Origin of the sequence: Colwellia sp. RSH04, from assembly GCF_003545765.1 — a bacterium.
Classification (GTDB): Bacteria; Pseudomonadota; Gammaproteobacteria; order Enterobacterales; family Alteromonadaceae; genus Colwellia.
This window is the reverse complement of sequence record NZ_QXIO01000006.1, coordinates 149,223-168,035: the sequence shown is the minus strand read 5'-3', so window position 1 is coordinate 168,035 and position 18,813 is coordinate 149,223. Positions and strand designations below refer to the sequence as shown.

Genomic DNA, 18,813 nt, shown 5'->3' with positions numbered 1-18,813 from the left:
CTCGATCACATTTTTGTATTGTTAGACAAAATAAAAAACTACATATAGTGCTAATGGCTAATGCCATTGCACTACATGTTGATTTATTAGTATCAAGCGTAAGGTTCTTTTAAGCTTTAAAAGGTATTTATATTATTTAGAAAAAAATCTTGATGAATATTTTATTGTTAAACGGTTGGCGCAGACTGACTTGTTTTAAATTGATAAACAAAACATGCCCCTTCAGTAGTCTCTTTGTATGTAATATTACCATCAAGCTTTTGATTGATAAGATTATAGATAATAGACATACCTAGACCTACTCCGCCCTTATCTCTTGCGGTTGTATAAAAGGGTTCAAATACATGGGTTTTAGCTTCTTCAGATAAGCCAATGCCATTATCTTGATAAATAATTTGTACTATGTCTTCGTCAGCTTTGTTTATCGTGAACTTTATCTGATTTTCATGGTTTTTATTAACTTGATTGAAACCATGACGAATACTATTACTGATAAGGTTAGTAATTATTTGTGCATGTATTCCGGGATAAGTTGCGATTTCAATATCGTCATAGCAATCAACAGACAAAGTCACCTTTTTCGTTTTGATAAGAGAGTGAAGGGTTGAAATAACTCTATGATAGTAATCACTAATATTAACCATTTCGATTTCAAGTTGGTGTTGATCTGCAGCAGTTTCTTTAAAGTTTTCTATTAATTTTTTTGCTCTAGCTAGGTTCTCACCCTGTAAATTTAAGGCATTTTCAACTGCCTTTTGGTAATGTTGCATAGCTTTTTTTGAAAGTGTATTGTCGCTCAAAGACTTGGTTAATTGCTTATGTTCATCATGCATAATGCTGTGGGTGGTAATGGCAATTCCTAATGGCGTATTTACTTCATGTGAAATACCGGCAACTAAATCACCTAGAGCCGCCATTTTTTCCGATTCAATTAACTGCTTTTGCATTATTTGCATTTTTTTAACTGTAGCAGATAGCTCTTTTGTTCTACTAGCGACGGTTTGTTCTAATGAGTTCTCGTGTTCCCTTCGTTCTAACTCAGCGGCTATTCGCCCTGAAAACACTTGAAACAAGGCTAAGGCTTCATCTTCATCGTTGATAGGTTGCTCATATAACGCAACAATAAGACCTATGACTTGTTGCTTAGAATTATGCAAAGGAGTGCCCAAATATGCCTGAATATGCATATCAATAAGTAATTGATCTTTAGGGAATATCTTACATACCTCTTTACTGTAACAACATACGGTATTTTCAATAACATTGGCACAAGGCGTATTTTCTAAAGAGTATTCTATATTAGGTATTAATTGTCCCTGTGCTACCAGACCAATAGTTTGAGCAGTAAATTGCTTTTCATTTAACTGAGCAATAAAAGTATAATCTGCGTTAATCGCTTTATTCAGAGATAACATGATATTGTTGGTGAACTCTTCACCATAGCTATTTGAAACACCCTCAATGATATCTCGAATCTTTTCTAACATTTCAATACCCTAAATTATTTTAATGTATTGTAATAACTATGGCATATAGCAATGTTTTTTCCATTTTAAAGGGAAACCAACTACACGAAACAGGGCGTGTTGAGCGTTTAGTTGATTTTACTGATGTTAATAAGTAGCTTTAGCGGCGTAGCGATAGGTTGAACAGTTTATTCCCCTAACTGAGCCGATAAATGCGTTAATTTTTCAGCTAACTTAGCAACTTGTTCTTCTAGTACGATAATTCGCTCTGACAACAACTGATGATCGCTGGCAGTTAAAGCACTTTCATTCTGTACTTCTGAATCCTCTACTAAGTGATTACCTTCAGCATCTGAGAAAAGTTGCACGTATCGAGATTCTCTTTTACCAGGTTCTCGCGCTAGTTTTTTTACTAAAACATTACCGCCTAAATCTTGTAATTCAGTTAGTGCCGTTTCAACCTCATTAACATCAGTAAAATCAGCTAAACGGTTAGTACGCGTTCTAAGCTCGCCTGGCGTTTGTGGGCCTCTAAGTAATAACACGCAAATAATTGCACGTTGCTGTGGTGTTAGTTGCAGACTACCAAATTCAGTATTACAAAAGCGATGGAAGTACTTATTTACTCTGCCAGATGCTTTTTGATCAACCATAAGCTGGTTATTTTGCACTAGCTCATCAACCACATTTTGCACGTTACTTTCTGTTAATGATAAAACGGGTTCACGGTTGCTTTTCTGATTGCAGCCATTGGTTAAGGCATTGATGGAAAGAGGGTATTGCTCAGGCGTGGTTGTTTCTTTTTCTAACATCACACCAATGACACGGGCTTGTTCAGGAGAAAGAGAGATCATATGAAGGCATCCTTTGAAAATAATTAAATTACAATTAACCGAAAGAATTAAAATAACAAAAATAACTGACATTATACAAGGTTGAAGCACAACCCATTGGTAAATAATGATAAAAATATTTTTAATACTGTTTTAAACACGGTTGATAATTAACCGATTACCTTGTATGAGGTTAAGTTTATCGTGTGGATATAATTAGACGAAACGGTAAAAGAAGTACAGTTAATGGATCAAAGTCGCTTAGCGTTGCTTCAGCAATTGTAGATAGGTATTGAGGCAAAAAAGTAATAATCGCAATCATTGAGATATACTTACACAACATGAGGCTATCACGCCTCATGTTTTGTATTACCTTAGGGTAAATAGAGTCAAATAGTTATTACTGACAATAACCCGTTCGATACCAAACATTATTATAAATTTCAGGTGATGCGCCTGTAGACCACCATATAGCATCATACTTTGCGCCTTTATAAGAAACCTTGTCACCTAGCGCGTAAGACTTAGATATTGACCATTCTTCAAGTCCATCACAACCATCATTACCATTATTTTCTTTAACCGTTAGCCACTGACTCGACGTATGGTTCAATCCTTCAGCATCATATACGGTTAACGTAACTTCATAACTTCCTGCTACAGCATAGGTATGACTGGGGTTCGCATTCATAGAAACAGTGTTATCACCAAAATCCCAACGATAATTCGTTACTGCTTTATCATCTGTTGAACTACTGCTGAAACTTACAGATAAACCTGTTTCTTGAGAAGAGAAGCTTGATACAGGTGCTTGATTGTCATTTGGGCACTCACTACCAGTATCACCAACTGCTTTCCATACGTTAGTATAAATTGTTGGCTCAGCGCCTGTAGACCACCAAGTGGCTTCATAATTACTGTTTTGATGCGTAACACGATCTCCAATAGTGTAATTGGTTAGGGCACTCCAAGCAGGATAAGTACTTTGGTTTCCTGTTGAGCAGCTATCGCCAGCAATAACAACTGTTGCTGCGGTAGAATCTGTTTGTCCTTTTGTGTCGGTTACCTCAAGTGTTACGGTGAAACTTCCTGAACTTTCAAAGGTATGTGAAGGAGAAGAATCAGTACTAGCATTGCCATCGCCAAAGTTCCATTTTGAACTAGCTATGCCATTATCATCTGTTGAATTATTAGTAAACGACACTGTGTTACCACTCACTTTTGAAGTAAAGCGTGCTTCAGGTGCGGTATCGGTTATTGTGCCATCGTTAGGTGTGACGCCTGTTTTAGCCTCTATCCAATTAAGGTAAGCAGAAGTACGTGTAAATGCTGTAGCTCCCACGCAGTTTTTGCCCCAACTTACGGTACCAATACTATAATATTTGCCACCAGACTTGATTGCAAAAGGACCACCACTATCACCATTACAAGCTGAAGTGCCGTTAGGGCCACCACCACAAATTGCACCATTATCTACGTTAGTGCCTAATTGATTTGAACAGACAGCATTTGAAATAATAGGAAGTGATACTTCACGCAGAATATCACTAGGTGTTCTACTACCACCGTAAGTTAACCCCCAGCCTGATACTGTAGCGTACTCACCCACTGCTGCTATTTGATTTGCTATTGAATTGGTTGGAAGGGAAGCAGGAGTTACATTACCACTTGCTGGTGTGGCTAAGCGAAGCACTGCAATATCATACCCTGATGTTATATTATTAGCTCCACGCCAATTTTCATGTGAAATTATTTGACTCACTCTGTGAGTAGTACCGTCGCCAGCACTCATGCGGTGGGCACCGACTTTAACGGTTAAGCTGCTGGTAGAAGCACTGTCTAAACAATGTGCCGCGGTTAAAACCCAGTCTTTACTAATTAATGTACCACCACATCCTTGGCGACCATTCATTAATAACGCGACTTGATAAGGCCGCGAATTAGGTGTGGTTTCTACGCCACCAACTATTTGCGTTTTTAAATCACCAGGTTGAGCTACCGTACTGAGTGACGTAATGGCAATTAAAGCACCTAATGAACAAATACTACTGCTCAGCTTGTTTTTATTGAATAATTTTTTCATCATTTTATCTCTTTATAATTATTGTAAATGTCTCACTTAGAGAAGTAGTATCTAATTCATCTAGTAAGAATCTTAAATAGTATCTGAGATATTTTGTTTTTCAACTTTATTTGTGAATTTTATACTGATCTTACCAGTTGGGTTGCTGTATGAAAAACCAGCAATAGTAATGGTAGAAAGGAATTTAGGTGTAATCCTTTCTTTACGAACGGGTTAAGAAAGAAAAAAATATATTACTTATATGTGATTAATGACATCGATTTGAAGCATTTTAATGGTAAGTATCGCAATGTTGTGGGTTCGAGCAGTGGTTTTTCGAAGCAACTTATCTATTATTTAGCTTGGCTTTTGATTGAGTGAATTTTACTAAGCCTAATATTTATAGATATGACGAGATAATCAAGAGAAGTCTATGGCAAAATAGCCAATACCAAGTTCAATAGAACGTCTGTATATAAAGAGTATCTCAGATATTTCGTTAAAGGCTATGTTCAAAATATATTCTATAAGTAGATGACCAAATTGGAAAATCAACATCTAATAGGTAACAGGTAAAGTCTTTCTTATTTAATTCAGCAAAAGAAAAAACATAATCACTCATTTCACCAATAGGAATTGTGCCGTTAAACTGCGCACCAGGAGAGTCGGGATGAAGTACCTTTAACTCTGGAAATTCAGGCAAACGTTCTGTCCACATATCATCTGAGCGTAACTTTCCTTCTTTAACCTTCTGATTACCAGAATAGCAACCAACATTAACACTGCTGCGCATATCGAGCTTTTTTTCTAAAAAAACTAGCATGACTAATTTTTTTGTTGGGTTTTTAATAGAAATACTGGTTGAGCTGCATTTGCTCTGGTGCTCTAGCGGGTTCGCTAGTTCATCTGGATTACTAAATAAGAAGGTAGCATCAAATTTATCAACACCCTCTAAATCATTAAATACAATTCCAGAATTACTGGGTGAATAACTTGAATAAGCAGACAATAAGCCTGCAGTTGAGTATTCATTAACAACACCAATATGAAAATGGCTTGGTTTAATTCGAGAGTGTAAAGTTAGATTCTCAGGAACAGTAAAGCCTTCAGGGTGTGGATGAGTGTAAAACTGGACAAAAGGTGGCGCTGCTTTAGATCTAACAATATTTTGCTTAGAAATCATAGCAACTTCTTGCAAATACTCTTTATTTTCATCGCTCTCTTTTAATATATAGCAACTGAAAAGCGTTTCTACTGAAGAGCCAATAATTTGCTTAGACGCGAGATAATGTTGTTCTCGTTTTTCTTCAGCACTGAGTAAGTGTTTATCAAGGTTGTTTTTTACTGGCTTATTGCTTAGTAAACGTTTTAACTCGGCATGACTTCGAGCATACTTTTTAATTTGTACATTAAATGATTCTACAGCACTTTGGGCTTGGAGAATTAATTGTTGCTCTAATGGTTTTTTATCGACTTGCACTAAAAATTCTTGCAAGCCTGCTTGACCAGGCAAATAACATAATACTTCTTTGCCATCTCTGCTTTTATTAATACCATTGAGTATTCGTTGACAATTTGAGCGGTTATAGTCGAGCCAATTCGACATACCTGAAATAGTTTGTGCGCTGGCCGGAAATTTATCCACTAAGTGACGCAAAACACTCTTTAAGTTTTCACCCGTGCGATTTAACGCAATTAAGTCTTCTTTTTCTAATAATATCGACATGTGTTATTTCTAAGTTAGGCATCAATTGAACTGTTAATTGACATAAAAAATACAGTAAATCATCAAGGAAATCTAATTTAACTTCAGCTCGGGATAATTTAACTTACTACGCTTAGAATACTGCTCGCTATTAATTTGTAGCCTCAGCTAAAATCTAATTTGTTTTAAGGTATCATTTACAATGAACTTGGCAGTAGGCGAATAATGGAAGATTTTTCATCTCGTTTGCGCCTTTAGTGCAAACGAGATGATGATGTTAATTCAGAGGATGATGTGTGTTCACCTTGCTATACCTCATTAATTATTCAAACGTTTAAAAATTAATGAGGTATTGATTCCGCCAAAGGCAAAATTATTACTCATAATAAAATCGGTATGCTTAAATAATCCGCTACTTTTGATGTAATCTAATTTACCGCATGCAGGGTCTACTTCAGTTAAATTTAATGTAGGTGCAAACCAATTATCATTCATCATATTTATACTTGCCCATGCTTCAATACTTCCACAGGCACCTAAAGTATGACCTAAATAGCTTTTCAAAGAGCTAATTGGTGTCTGTTTTCCGAGTGCCCTTTCAGTAGCTTGAGTTTCTGCAATATCTCCTTTTAAGGTGGCCGTACCATGACCGTTTACATAGCCGATATTTTCTGCATCAATACCTGCATCTTTAATGGCCATTTCCATTGCTATTTTCATTGTATCAGCAGATGGTTGCGTTACATGTTTCCCGTCTGAATTGGTGCCATAGCCTACAAGTTCGGCAAGAATTGTAGCGCCACGAGCCTTGGCAGAGTCATAACTTTCTAAAATAAATGTACAAGCGCCTTCACCTATAACGAGCCCATCTCTATCTATATCATAAGGTTTAGGGTTTTTTTCGGGTGAAGTGTTTTTTGTGCTTGTTGCAAATAAGGTATCAAAGACTGCTGCAATTGTGACACATAATTCCTCTGCGCCACCAGCAACCATAGCTGTTTGCTTGCCATATTTTATCGCTTCATAAGCATACCCTAATGCCTGAGAGCCAGAGGTGCACGCTGAGCTTGTAGTATAAACTCGACCTTTAATACCAAAAAAGACACCAACATTTACTGCTGTTGTATGCGCCATCATTTTGATATAACTAGTTGAGGTTATACTCGTCATACTCTTGTTACTTAACAAGTTAGCAAAATCAATAAATGGCGCAGTAGAGCCAGTACTTGAACCATAGGCAATACCCATTTCACCATTGGTAAGTAGCTCACTGTTGAGCAAGTTTGCTTGTTTTAAAGCGGCTTCTGTCGACGTAGTTGCCATCAAAGATACTCGTCCCATTGAGCGACATTGCTTTCGGTTATAATGGTTAGGCTTTTCAAAGTTAACGACAGGTGCAGCTAAGCGAGTATTTAATTCCTTATAGTCATTCCACGGCTGATAAGTTTGAACTGCATTCTTACCTTTTTTTAGATTGTCAGAGAAATCTTTCCAATTGTCCCCTAAGGCAGTTATAGCTGACATGCCTGTTACCACAACACGCTGCATTAACTTAATCCTCCATCGACACTAATCACCTGTTTGGTAATATAGTTTGCCCCTTGTGAGAATAAAAAGTTAACTGTCGCTGCCACTTCAATATCATTACCTGCGCGGCGCATTGGCACCATTTGTTTGATCATATCTTTTGGCATATCTTCGGTCATTTCAGTTTGAATAATGCCCGGAGCAACACAGTTTACAGTGATTTTTCTTTTCGCTAACTCTAAAGCAAGTGCTTTAACCGCGCCGATTAATCCAGCTTTTGATGCGCTGTAGTTAACTTGGCCACGATTGCCTAAAATACCTGATACCGAAGATATGGCGACAATACGGCCGCCTTTTCGTAATTGAATCATTGGCATAACGAGAGGATGCACCACATGATAAAAACCATCAAGGTTGGTATGAATAACTTTATGCCATTCATCTTCAGTCATAGCCGGGAAGGCATTATCACTGTGTACGCCAGCGTTACATACTACGCCATAGTAGGCACCAAATTGTTCAATATCATCCGTTAATACTTGTTTACTTTGTTCGCCATCAGCAATATCAAACTGAACTATGCGACTCTTACCCGCTGGTTGGTGAGTTTTCACTTGTGCTAAGGTTTCTTTGGCACCTTGGCTGTCACTATGAAAGTGAACAACGATGTCAAAACCACTTTTTGCCAACTCAATGGCAATAGCTCTACCTATGCCCTTACTCGATCCCGTTACTAAAACTGTATTATTCATTATTCTTCCTGTCACTTACTGACATATTCTGTTGAGTCTTCAGGTTGATAGACGTTGACTTTTGCTTTTGCTAACATTATTTCAGGTTGCGCTTTATCGACAATGCTACAGTCAAAAACTGATAAACCAGCAGCATCAATTAATAACCTTTTTACGGTAATATGCAGCGTAGTGTCTAAGTCAAAATAGTTAATGCTTGGTTTATATTTACGTGTCCCCAATAAAAAACCTAAACGTATGTTTTTACCATTAGCTAGTTCATTTGCGCCAGCTTGAGCCGCAATCGCTTGAGCCATATATTCAATGCCAATATAGCTAGGCACACCTTGGCGTTCTACTTGATAAAACTCACTGTTTTCATCAATCGTAACGGAGACACAAGCATTCTCTTCATCAAAAGAGATTAATTCATCAACAAGGCGCATAGGTTTCCTATGCTTGATTACTTCTTCAATATTGTACATGACTATTTATTAACTTCGTTTGTGTGTGCGTGATAAGACTAAGCTGGCATTGTTGCCACCAAAAGCATAGGAGTTTGACATGCAGTGGTTAAGCTTTTTATCGATGTTACAACTTTCGCTGATGAGGTTAATTTCATCAATATTATCATCAACGTCTGCTAAAAGGTGCATTACTGGGTAGTTATTGTCATTATTTTCAGTACTCAATAACAACCAACACAATCCCGCTTCAAGCGCACCTGCAGCGCCAAGACAATGCCCATGCAATTGTTTACTGGCACTACAAGGGGTTATGTTAGAAAAAATACTCGCAACAGCTTTCGCTTCCATTGCATCATTTTGCAGGGTGCCTGTTGCATGCAAGTTAATGTAATTAATTTCTTTTGCCGTCAAGTTAGCACTTTCAAGGGCGGATAACATGGCCTTACGGGCACCTATGCCTTCTGGTTGTGGCGCTGAAATATGATGCGCATCACTACTTTCACCAAAGCCAGAAAGTGTAATTTCACTTTGTTCTTGACTCATAATAAATAAAGCAGCAGCTTCACCAATATTGATGCCACAACGAGTCTCTTGCATTGGTTGGGTATGGTTAGCTGATATTGACTCAAGAGCATTAAAGCCATTAATGGTCATTTTACATAAGCTATCAACACCACCAGCAATAACAATGTCAGCTAAGCCGCTAGCTAATAAACGCTGACCGCTAATTAATGCTTTGGCGCTTGAGGTACAAGCTGTTGAAATACCGTAAACGCTGGCGTTAGCCTGAGCTAGCAGTGCAATAAACTCCGCAGTAGCGCCCATTTCTTGCATTGTGTAGTTAAAATTAGCGTTATGCTCACCCGTTGCTAAATAATTTTGCATTGACGCTTCGCCGCTAGCTATACCTGAAGTACTGGTACCAATAATCACCGCAATATTGATGTCTCGCTGCAACTTATTAGCTAGGCTTGATTTTAACTTACTTAGCTTACCTTCTATTTGTTGAAAAGCGAGTAACGCTAATTGGTTATTTCGGCTTTTTTGATAAGGGCCGTAAGTTGATAAATCGGGTAAGTTATCATCCACTTGCCCAATAACTGTCTCAATACCAAAGGTGTTATCTCTTTTCATAAAAGAAGCATCACCAGCAAGAAAGTTATTCAATACAGTTTGTTTATCTGAGCCCAGAGCACAAGCTAAACCGAGTTCGTTCAAATAGATGGTCATGGTTTAGTTTCCAACTTGCCTTGTTCAGTGGTTAACAGCCAACGCTCTATTTCATCAACAGCGATGGTGTAATTTTGTTTAAGGTTAATTAATTCGCTATTATTCTCGTTTACAGTGATTTGATAAATCACTTCCCCAGCAGCGGTTATTTCACGTTTATTTTCTTTAACGTGAAGTTGTCCTTGCGCTAATCCTTGAGAAATACTGGTGCTAGGCCATAGTGCCAATTGTAATTCGGCTAAAATGCGTAGTGGCTCAATAACTATTTTTTTATCGATATTGAGCGTGCCGAGTGAGGTATGCCAATCAAGAGAGAATAGCGATAATCCTTCAACAGTCATACCCGAAATTAATAATCGCGAAGGGCTCATTTCCACTTGCATTAACAGCTGTTCTTCCTTGCCCTGCTGATTAACACTAAAAGATGCCAAAATACCGGTATTAATTAATTCCTCAGGAATAGGTTGTAATACATAAGTAATATTGTCATCAAGTTGAACCTGGTGTACATTATTGAGCTGACTTACACACGCGCTGATAAACGCAAGTGTGCACAACAATAAAATGCCTCGCTTCATTTGTTTTAACACAGTACTACCTAAGTACATGGTTACTCACCAGCTTTACGACAAACTAACAAGCTATGACCTAAACCGATATCATCAATTTGTTTTTCGATTTTTAGACCGCTTGCTTCTACTAAGGCGGTAAATTTATCTGCTGCATACATACGGCTATTGCCGTTAGCAAAACAAGTGAAATAAAGTGATGTTGCATTTAAGCTAAACGCTGCAGCATCAAATTTTTGTGCATCCCAGAAGGTTTCTAGAATAAGCACACGTTGTTCTCCTGAAATACCCTTGGCGATGTTCGACAAAATGATTTTGATTTGCGGCTCTGAGAAACAATCTAAAAATTGGCTCATCCAATAAACATCGGCATTTTGTGCTAGCTCTTGCTTAGGATCTAGCATATCACAAGGAAATGGTGTAAAACGATCGGCTAAACCTGCAGCAGAGATATTCTCTTGGGCCTTAGCAAGTTGTGGCGGTAAGTCCATAATGGTGACTTCTACGTTACTATCGTGTTGTAAACACTTGGTGGTAAAGCGCCCGGTATTACCACCAATATCAACAATATGTCTCGGGTTGTTGGCAAAGATGAGAGGTAAAATTTCATCAAAAGCATGATCTGAGTAAAAATGATCAAAAGCAAACCAACTTGTTTTTGTTTCATCGGGTAATTCAGGTAGGTGAGGGTACAATGTAGACCAGTCGCCAAAAACTCTTAAGCCTTCAGGCTTACCGGTTTTAATTGACTCGGTCAGGTTTGCTAGCCCTTGGTAACCAAAGTGCTGAGTGAAATCAAAATTAACTACCGACATCTCGTCATGTAAAAGGAAAAAAGCCACTTTAGTTAAGCTATAGCGAGGTTGAGCTTCAGGCTGACTCTCATCAGTTGTTAGGGTGACTAGGCCACAGGTTAAGGCAAAGTCTAATAAAACACTAACGCCGTATTCTGTTACGCCAACTGCTGCAACAATGTCAGCTAACGGTACACCTTTACGCCTGTTTTTATCAATATACTGTAAAATACCTAAGTCTTTCAATGCAGCCGTGGCTTGGAAAATATAAGGCGAAAATGCGATATGTTGCGCCATAGATTTAGCATCTACTGCTGAGAGTTCGCCTTGTTCAGGTAATTTGATCATCTTGTTACTTCCATTTTTTTGACGTCTTTAATAGCGCGCCAACTTAATTTATTTTTTTATATTTGTTAAAGGGGTTAGGTGGCTTAGTAGCCAAGCTAGTGAGATACCAAGTAATAGTGTTAAACCAAAGCTACTGACCGCGGGTGTAGTACTAAAAGACATTATACCAAAGGTTAGTGCTGAAGATATTGCTGATAAGCTTACGGTATGGCTAATCAGCTTTGTCGCGCCATGAGCGCGGAAAAAAACCATATAATCAATAGCTAAGGTAATAATTAGCAAACAAGCCAAGACATTAAATATATTTAAACTGGTTTGAAACAATTGGCTGAAAACTAACGCTAAACCAGAAGAAACTACAGGCACGAGTAACATCACTACAGCACTAGAGAAACCAAAATACAGTGATAAAATTACTAGAATAATGATGGCGGCAGGTAAGGCGACATATATAATGTCTGTTCTAACCTGTGTTAATTGCTGTGATAGCGCTTGTGGTAGATTGATATAGTGACTATCAAGGCTTTGTGCTATTAACTGTTTTTGATTCTTTGATGGCAATTCGTTAAGCAGTAGTGCCGTCCAATACTTATTATCAATTTCTTTAATGTTGACTCCGGTATACTGAGCAATAAAAGCAGGGTCTAACTCAAGTGGTTTTGCTTGCTTTAAGCTTCTCTCGATTGCGTTGTCAGCCAAGTATGAGGAAACGTCTTGGTAGTTATTTAGTTGCCAGTTTGCTTGCACCAAATCGATATTATTTTGCTGTGCTGATTTACTAAGTTGCCAATCAGCAATGCTTTTTAGTATTGCACCTTGAGCGCGTAAGTTTTCGGCTAATTCTTGAGTTTTATTCAGCAGTGCCTCTTGGTCTTTGTCGCTAATCACCACCATATGGGGATAAACCGTCTCTCCGGTTAAGCTTGATACTTTTTGTTCTTGTTTTACCAGAACTTCTGCTTTGGTATTGAGGTTAGCTATGCTGTCATCAAAGTTCAGTATACTAATGCCTGCGAGCATCAATATGGTGGCGATAGTAAGGTAAGTACTGTGTTGTTTCGGTTGCAGGGCAAATGAGCTGCCAATATTTTTAAAGTGGATATGTGGCAGTAGTAACAAAGCACTAAGGTATGCGCCGACCAAGCCAAAACCAACAAAGATAACAACTTGGTGTAATAGCTCAATCGGTGTGGTGAAAAATAAACTATAACCGGCAATGGTTGAAGCCAACGCAATGGTTAATGGTAGAAAGACCTTATTACGAATAACTTGTGCCGATGCTTGAGTATGCTGTCGTAGGACCAAGACGTGAAAACCATAATCAACGGCAATGCCTAAAATACTTACAGCAAAAACAAAAGCCAGTAGGTGTATTGATTCAAATACTAAGGTCAGGGCAACAAGTCCCACTAAGAGTGCACAACCAATAACCGCTAACGAAGCAATTAGTGGCGTTATTGCGCGAAAAGCCAAGAAAATAATTAGCATTACGCCGACCAATGAAAATACACCAAAGCTACTGATTTCCGATTGAGCCTGTAAACTTGCTGCTGCAGAGTGCAAAATCATCCCTGTCATTAGTATTTCTGAGCTAGTGTCAGCTTCTGTATTTACTTGGCTATAGTCACTTTTAATGCTTTGCAGGGTTTTATAAATATCGACCGAATCACGCATGTTGAGGTGACTTGCCTTGATGGTGATAAAAATAGGAATGTAATTTAGCTCATCACCTGTAAGCATGAATTCTTGTTGGCTAAATTGCCACTTTGATGCGCCACTGCTTTGCGCGAATAAGCGCTCTTTTAAAAAGGAGGCTAAAGTCAGGGTTGCATCTTGCTCTAACGATTGACTGACAATAGGGTCTGACCATTGGTTAAGCAAAGAAAAGAAGTTATCACTAACTGGCTGTGCTTTTTTTTCAGCAATTGCTTTTTGCAACCTTGCCTTGTGTTCGGAGGCTAAATAACTAAAGGGAGAAGCGCCATAATAGCTTATTAGTTGTTGTAGCTTTTTGGCATCAAGCGGGTTTGAATAAATGCTTTCTAACCAAGCTTTACCTTGAAGTTGCTTACGTATATCACTGGCGGTACTTGTTGCGCTTTGTAGTTGCTTATCACCAACTAGCACTAACAATTTATTTTGGTAGTTTTGACCTAAGGCGATAGCCGCTTGATGTTCTGCTGAATTAATCTCAAGTGCGGCCAGTAAACCAGCATTATATTTTGCCTCTGCTTTGCTAAATTCAGCGAGTAAAACGAGGCAACAAGTAACCACCATGACAAACCATAAGACAAATGATGCCTTAGGGCTTAAGCGAGATAACAAATTATCAGATGTTATGGGCTGCTTAGTCAAAATAAGCCAACTCCTGTGCGGTTAATGGCGTATCTGATAACTGAAAGTTAATATCGGTGCGATTACCTTTTTCTTCAAGTAATGCAATAGTCACTGGCAGCTTAACATTATTATTCATCGCCTTTGTGCATAGTTGAATTTGAGCAAACAAGCTTTTCATTGTGTCACTTTTTGGTGTTAATGCTAGGCACGTTAATGTTGCATCATCATTTGTTATGGGTTGAGTAATAAAAAACTGAGCAAGTTTTTGTTCATCTCCGGCAAATAACGCTAAAAAGAAAGCATTGTCGAGTTGTGCTTCTTTTTGTAATGTCCCGTGTTGATCAACTTTATAAACCCCTTCGTTGGCAAAAAGTTTTACTGACTTAACGGGTTTTTCTGTTTGCCAAAGTAGCCCTTTTGTCGGGAAATAGACAAAGTGACCAGACGATTTAAAAGGGCGCTTTAACGGTTTGATATTTTTACTTTGTAAAAACGTTCCTTTTAAAGGTTCAATGGCTTCAGCGTTGCTTTGAGCTTTAGTTTCAGACTCAGCATGACTATTAAAGGCTACTGACGACAAAGACAATAAAATAAACAGCAGTGTAGCGATTGGTAGCTGCAATTTGTTGAACAATGTTGTCTTTGTTTTATTCATGGCTAGTCTTCTTTTAACGTTGCTAATAACGGTTGTAGCTTTTCCAGTAAAATGGCAGGTGATTCAAGTTGCAATTCATCAGTTGCGATTGAAACAGCCGCTTGTACGGTATGACCTTTTGTTAACTTTGCGCCAGAGACCTTATCAGTGATCAGGTAGTTAATTTTGATCCTATGTTCATACTCAACCAAGGTTGCAGTAACGGTAATCACTTGGGTAAACTTTGCAGAGCCGACATATTTAACTCGCATATCAACAATCGGCCACATATAGCCAGACTCTTGCATATCAAGGTAATCATAATTAAATAAGCGTAATAGCTGACAACGCGCTACTTCAAAGTAACGCGGGTAGTTGCCATGCCATACAATATGCATTGGGTCACAGTCATGAAACGGAATTTCAATATCTACCGAGGTAGATAAACATGTTTGTTTACTCATAAAGAGCCCATCGTTGTGCTTGAATATGGCTGACGGTTTCGCGTAACACCCCTTCAAGCGGTCTATCTTCAGTGACTAATTGAAAAAACTCACCAATATCAGTCAACATTTCGGCAATGGGGGCTGATAAGGTTTCACGTTTTAATTCACCTTGTGAAATGCGCAGAGTCACCGCTTGATAACTGGCTAATAAAGTTGCTGCAACTACTTGTTCAGTAAGCTCTAATACACGTAAACAGTCTCTAGCAGCGATTGTACCCATGCTAACCTTGTCTTGGTTATGGCATTCCGTTGAGCGAGAGAATACGCTGGCTGGCATGGTGAGTTTTAATGCTTCTGCTGTCCATGCTGAGGCACCAATTTGTACTGCTTTAAAGCCGTGATTGATGGCTATACGTTCTGGTGACGCCGCTGATAAGTTTGCAGGTAAACCATTATTGTATTTAACATCGACTAGACTGGCAATTTGCCTATCAAGTAAATCGGAAATATTAGCAACGGCTGCCTTCATACTATCCATAGCCATGGCAATATGGCCGCCATAAAAATGACCGCCATGTAAAACATGCTCACCAATTCCATCAATGATTGGGTTGTCATTGGCACTATTTAGTTCATTTTCAATAAATTGCCTTAACCAAGGAAGTGAATCTGCTAGTACACCAATTACATGCGGCGCACAACGAATAGAGTATCTATCTTGTAAGCGATGTGAATTTCTTGGGTGATGATGATGATGTAAGTCGTGTTGGATCCACGAGGCAACATTAGCTTGACCTTGATGAGGTTTTACCGAAAATAAAATATCATCAAAGTGATTACTGTTCCCTTTTAAACCCAAGCTGCTTAATGCGGTAATGCGCGCACTTAACTTAGTTAAATAGGCTGCTCTATCATACGCTTGACAGGCTAAAGCTGTCATTACCGCCGTACCATTCATAATTGCCAGACCTTCTTTAGGTCTTAAGGTAATTGGCTCAAGGTTTTCATTGTTAAGTGCAACACTTGCGCTAACTTTTTTACCTTGATAATAAACATCTCGCTCGCCACAAAGCGCAGCACCAACATATGAAAGCGGCGTTAAATCACCGCTGGCGCCTACAGAGCCTTCTTGTGGAATCACTGGGATAATGTTTTTATTTAAAAAATCAGTGATTTGACTAAGTAATGCCCAGCTAACGCCAGAATAGCCACGACTTAAAGATGCAAGTCGTGTTGCTAATATTGCACGGCCTTGCTCAGGTGAGAAGTAATCGCCTAAACCACAGCCATGAAAGCGGGTTAAATGTAAAGGGAGCTCATTAGCTAGTTCGGTTGGAATTTCAACGGTACATGATTCACCGTAACCTGTTGTTACACCATAGATCACACCATCTTCTTTTAATAGCGTATCAAGAAAGGCAACACCGGCATTTATTTTTTCAGCAAAACCTTTATCATCGGTCAGGGCGACTTTTTTTTGATCTTTGGCTATGGCGACAATATCTTCAATGGTTAATGGCTCGGCACCAAAATAGGTGCTGGCTTTATTTTCTAACATTTTTAAATCCTACTTATTACTGCTATTAGCATTTGGGCTAACCGTGCCTCTGCTAAGATTGTCTCGCTGCCAAAAGTTAAAAAAGTTAAACCATTGCAATGGGTATTTGCTGCAATACTTCTCTAACGTTTTAGCGTAAATTGCTACTAATTTATTTAACTCGCTATCGCGTGTTTTTCTATTCCATTGAACACCCGTTGATAACTGCTCAAAGATTAAATCGTATTGTTGTTTTTCCGCTGATTTTGTTTTTAAACAAAACATCATTAATACTGGGCATTGCAAAATACCAGCTAATATAAATGGACCTTGGGAGAAGGGCGCTTTCTTGCCTAAAAAGTCATTGTAAATTACGCGTCCAGCCACCGTGGTTGAGGTTCTATCGCCAGCGATAACCACATACTCTCCTTGGTCAATTTTTTCTTGCAGCAAAATAGCAAGATCAGGTCCCATTTCGGAGACTTCAATTAAATTGACTTTGGCTTGGTCATTAAGCCCATTGATGAAGTCATTGAATTTTTGTGCGTGCTCAGTAAAAACTAGCACGTTAAATTGTGCGTCAGTTTTTTTACTAGAAAGAGCTCTACAGATTTCTAAATTCCCTATATGTGAGCCAACAATTAGCGCCCCCTGTTTTCTAAATAGTAACTCTTCAAAGAGGTTATAATTAACATAATTGATTGAATCTATATCGATGTTGCCTAACCAGACATCAACTTTATCTAGAGCAGCAAAACCCATCGATAAAAAATGTTGAAAACTGAGCCAAAAACTTGGTTTTTGTTTTAAATAACCAAGACGATACATTTTTTCTAGGTAATCTTGAGAAGCACTGCGTGTGACTTTATCGGTGAGGAGAAAATAAAATATTATTGGATATAATAGTACTACCGCCAGGTAACGACCGCCACATTTATAAAAGGCAAAAATGATTTTTAGCCCTAGTAATGAACCACGTTCACGCATTGAAGACCAATGAGAGCTAGAAGTCATTATTGGCCTCTCGATTTTTGTGCAATCGCTGTACAATCATAACAGGAGAGCGCAATAACATGCCAAAAACTAGGCGGGTATGTAACCAGCTAATCAGTAAATTGTCGTGTAAGGCTCTGAAATGAGATTGTCCATCTTCAGGGTAGTCGACTTTTGTTTTGACAAACTTTACTGGCACATTACGCCAGAAGAGTCGAACCATAATTTCAATATCAAAATCCATCCGTTTACCTAACTCTATTTGTTTTATTAACGCGCAGCTAGAAGATAAAGGATATATACGAAAGCCGCACATGGTGTCTTTAACTTGAAAGGAAAGTGTTTCAATATGCACCCAAAAGTGTGTGATTGAGCGCCCCCATAAACGACCTTTAGGTATGCTATCGTCATAGATAGGTTGGCCACTAATAAGTGCTTGAGGACATGCCGTAGACATTTCAAGTAAAGCACTCATATCATCAAGGTCATGTTGGCCGTCAGCGTCTACTTGCAATGCATGAGTAAAGCCCATTTGCTGTGCTTTTAGCAAACCTGTGATGACTGCACCACCTTTACCTTGGTTTTCTTTGTGGCGGACTAATTCAATGTCTGTATGGCTGTTGGTGATCTGCTGTAATTTATTTTTGTGTTCTTCGCTGCTAGCATCATCAACAATAATCACTTGCAAATCTTTAGCCAAGAGTAATTCGGTGATCGCTGCCAATTTTGCACTGTGGTTATAACTTGGAATAACGGCACAAGCATTGTGTCTGCTTGTCATTACGCCAACTCAACCCGAGCAGAAGAGTACTTTTCATCTTCAGCGGTATAACTGAAAGTGAATTTAGCAGATGATTTTTTGATTATTTCTAGCTGAACCTGTGTATTGGGTAATAATAAGTTTTGAAATTTTAATACGCCAACATCTTGTACATCACCTTGCATGGTTAAATAGGTTTTAGCAAAAGTGACAGCCCAATCTAATTGCACTACACCAGGGACAATCGCGGCATCATCAAAGTGCCCTTTAAAGCACCGTAATTCGGCATCAATGGTGAGCGCTAATACCAGCTTGTCTGTTTCTTGTTCAACTTGGGTAATGGTTGGTAATCGTTGCTCTTTGCTGTTGTTCAT

17 protein-coding genes are annotated in these 18,813 nt (G+C 38.6%); all 17 read right to left on the bottom strand.

Going from position 1 to position 18,813, the window contains the following annotated elements; translation table 11 throughout:
• Positions 1-167: 167 nt before the first annotated feature.
• The 17 genes from D1094_RS11850 to D1094_RS11770 all read right to left on the bottom strand — a co-directional run bounded on the left by D1094_RS11850 (position 168) and on the right by D1094_RS11770 (position 18,813).
• On the bottom strand, positions 168-1,487 hold the full coding sequence (locus D1094_RS11850; RefSeq protein ID WP_118960314.1) for an ATP-binding protein: 1,320 nt from the start codon (positions 1,485-1,487) through the stop codon (positions 168-170).
• 167 nt (positions 1,488-1,654) lie between these two features.
• Positions 1,655-2,320 carry a YceH family protein gene (locus D1094_RS11845; protein ID WP_118960313.1) on the bottom strand — a complete coding sequence of 222 codons (666 nt, stop codon included), beginning with the start codon at positions 2,318-2,320 and terminating at the stop codon, positions 1,655-1,657.
• A 379-nt stretch (positions 2,321-2,699) separates the two neighbouring features.
• Entirely contained in the window at positions 2,700-4,385 is a 1,686-nt protein-coding gene (locus D1094_RS11840; protein WP_118960312.1) for a trypsin-like serine protease, read from the bottom strand.
• A 475-nt stretch (positions 4,386-4,860) separates the two neighbouring features.
• Positions 4,861-6,087: a hypothetical protein gene (locus D1094_RS11835; RefSeq protein ID WP_118960311.1), complete on the bottom strand. Its 1,227-nt coding sequence runs from the start codon at positions 6,085-6,087 to the stop codon at positions 4,861-4,863.
• Between the two features lie 297 nt (positions 6,088-6,384).
• Positions 6,385-7,614, bottom strand: coding sequence for a beta-ketoacyl-ACP synthase (locus D1094_RS11830; protein WP_118960310.1), 1,230 nt, complete (start codon positions 7,612-7,614; stop codon positions 6,385-6,387).
• Positions 7,614-8,345, bottom strand: a complete 732-nt coding sequence (fabG, locus tag D1094_RS11825; RefSeq protein WP_118960309.1) for a 3-oxoacyl-ACP reductase FabG — start codon at positions 8,343-8,345, stop codon at positions 7,614-7,616. The genes D1094_RS11830 and fabG overlap by 1 nt, the downstream gene beginning before the upstream one ends.
• An 11-nt stretch (positions 8,346-8,356) precedes the next feature.
• A complete protein-coding gene (locus D1094_RS11820) occupies positions 8,357-8,809 on the bottom strand; it encodes a 3-hydroxylacyl-ACP dehydratase (protein WP_404851480.1) in 453 nt (150 codons plus the stop codon).
• A 9-nt stretch (positions 8,810-8,818) separates the two neighbouring features.
• Entirely contained in the window at positions 8,819-10,021 is a 1,203-nt protein-coding gene (locus tag D1094_RS11815) for a beta-ketoacyl-ACP synthase (RefSeq protein WP_118960307.1), read from the bottom strand.
• Positions 10,018-10,629 (bottom strand): DUF3261 domain-containing protein, encoded by a 612-nt coding sequence (locus D1094_RS11810; protein WP_118960306.1) that lies wholly within the window; start codon positions 10,627-10,629, stop codon positions 10,018-10,020. Before D1094_RS11810 ends, D1094_RS11815 begins: the two co-directional genes overlap by 4 nt.
• A gap of 2 nt (positions 10,630-10,631) precedes the next feature.
• Positions 10,632-11,732 carry a methyltransferase gene (locus tag D1094_RS11805; RefSeq protein ID WP_118960305.1) on the bottom strand — a complete coding sequence of 367 codons (1,101 nt, stop codon included), beginning with the start codon at positions 11,730-11,732 and terminating at the stop codon, positions 10,632-10,634.
• A gap of 48 nt (positions 11,733-11,780) precedes the next feature.
• Positions 11,781-14,087 (bottom strand): MMPL family transporter, encoded by a 2,307-nt coding sequence (locus D1094_RS11800; protein ID WP_118960304.1) that lies wholly within the window; start codon positions 14,085-14,087, stop codon positions 11,781-11,783.
• Positions 14,080-14,724 carry an outer membrane lipoprotein carrier protein LolA gene (locus D1094_RS11795; protein WP_118960303.1) on the bottom strand — a complete coding sequence of 215 codons (645 nt, stop codon included), beginning with the start codon at positions 14,722-14,724 and terminating at the stop codon, positions 14,080-14,082. The genes D1094_RS11800 and D1094_RS11795 overlap by 8 nt, the downstream gene beginning before the upstream one ends.
• A 2-nt stretch (positions 14,725-14,726) precedes the next feature.
• Positions 14,727-15,167, bottom strand: a complete 441-nt coding sequence (locus D1094_RS11790) for a thioesterase family protein (protein WP_118960302.1) — start codon at positions 15,165-15,167, stop codon at positions 14,727-14,729.
• Positions 15,160-16,707, bottom strand: a complete 1,548-nt coding sequence (hutH, locus tag D1094_RS11785; RefSeq protein WP_118960301.1) for a histidine ammonia-lyase — start codon at positions 16,705-16,707, stop codon at positions 15,160-15,162. Before hutH ends, D1094_RS11790 begins: the two co-directional genes overlap by 8 nt.
• 9 nt (positions 16,708-16,716) lie before the next feature.
• Positions 16,717-17,700, bottom strand: a complete 984-nt coding sequence (locus D1094_RS11780; RefSeq protein WP_118960300.1) for an acyltransferase — start codon at positions 17,698-17,700, stop codon at positions 16,717-16,719.
• Positions 17,690-18,460 carry a glycosyltransferase family 2 protein gene (locus tag D1094_RS11775; protein ID WP_118960299.1) on the bottom strand — a complete coding sequence of 257 codons (771 nt, stop codon included), beginning with the start codon at positions 18,458-18,460 and terminating at the stop codon, positions 17,690-17,692. Before D1094_RS11775 ends, D1094_RS11780 begins: the two co-directional genes overlap by 11 nt.
• The gene (locus D1094_RS11770) at positions 18,460-18,813 is read right to left on the bottom strand and encodes a thioester dehydrase (RefSeq protein WP_118960298.1); all 354 of its coding nucleotides are present in this window, start codon (positions 18,811-18,813) and stop codon (positions 18,460-18,462) included. The genes D1094_RS11775 and D1094_RS11770 overlap by 1 nt, the downstream gene beginning before the upstream one ends.

What these genes read in the sequence shown, in the direction of transcription:
- D1094_RS11805 (WP_118960305.1), bottom strand. Translation starts at nt 11,732, where the DNA reads ATGATCAAATTACCTGAACAAGGCGAACTCTCAGCAGTAGATGCTAAA.
- D1094_RS11830 (WP_118960310.1), bottom strand. Translation starts at nt 7,614, where the DNA reads ATGCAGCGTGTTGTGGTAACAGGCATGTCAGCTATAACTGCCTTAGGG.
- fabG (WP_118960309.1), bottom strand. Translation starts at nt 8,345, where the DNA reads ATGAATAATACAGTTTTAGTAACGGGATCGAGTAAGGGCATAGGTAGA.
- D1094_RS11775 (WP_118960299.1), bottom strand. Translation starts at nt 18,460, where the DNA reads ATGACAAGCAGACACAATGCTTGTGCCGTTATTCCAAGTTATAACCAC.
- D1094_RS11770 (WP_118960298.1), bottom strand. Translation starts at nt 18,813, where the DNA reads ATGAACAACAGCAAAGAGCAACGATTACCAACCATTACCCAAGTTGAA.
- D1094_RS11790 (WP_118960302.1), bottom strand. Translation starts at nt 15,167, where the DNA reads ATGAGTAAACAAACATGTTTATCTACCTCGGTAGATATTGAAATTCCG.
- D1094_RS11780 (WP_118960300.1), bottom strand. Translation starts at nt 17,700, where the DNA reads ATGACTTCTAGCTCTCATTGGTCTTCAATGCGTGAACGTGGTTCATTA.
- D1094_RS11795 (WP_118960303.1), bottom strand. Translation starts at nt 14,724, where the DNA reads ATGAATAAAACAAAGACAACATTGTTCAACAAATTGCAGCTACCAATC.
- D1094_RS11845 (WP_118960313.1), bottom strand. Translation starts at nt 2,320, where the DNA reads ATGATCTCTCTTTCTCCTGAACAAGCCCGTGTCATTGGTGTGATGTTA.
- D1094_RS11850 (WP_118960314.1), bottom strand. Translation starts at nt 1,487, where the DNA reads ATGTTAGAAAAGATTCGAGATATCATTGAGGGTGTTTCAAATAGCTAT.
- D1094_RS11840 (WP_118960312.1), bottom strand. Translation starts at nt 4,385, where the DNA reads ATGATGAAAAAATTATTCAATAAAAACAAGCTGAGCAGTAGTATTTGT.
- hutH (WP_118960301.1), bottom strand. Translation starts at nt 16,707, where the DNA reads ATGTTAGAAAATAAAGCCAGCACCTATTTTGGTGCCGAGCCATTAACC.
- D1094_RS11810 (WP_118960306.1), bottom strand. Translation starts at nt 10,629, where the DNA reads ATGTACTTAGGTAGTACTGTGTTAAAACAAATGAAGCGAGGCATTTTA.
- D1094_RS11815 (WP_118960307.1), bottom strand. Translation starts at nt 10,021, where the DNA reads ATGACCATCTATTTGAACGAACTCGGTTTAGCTTGTGCTCTGGGCTCA.
- D1094_RS11835 (WP_118960311.1), bottom strand. Translation starts at nt 6,087, where the DNA reads ATGTCGATATTATTAGAAAAAGAAGACTTAATTGCGTTAAATCGCACG.
- D1094_RS11820 (WP_404851480.1), bottom strand. Translation starts at nt 8,809, where the DNA reads ATGTACAATATTGAAGAAGTAATCAAGCATAGGAAACCTATGCGCCTT.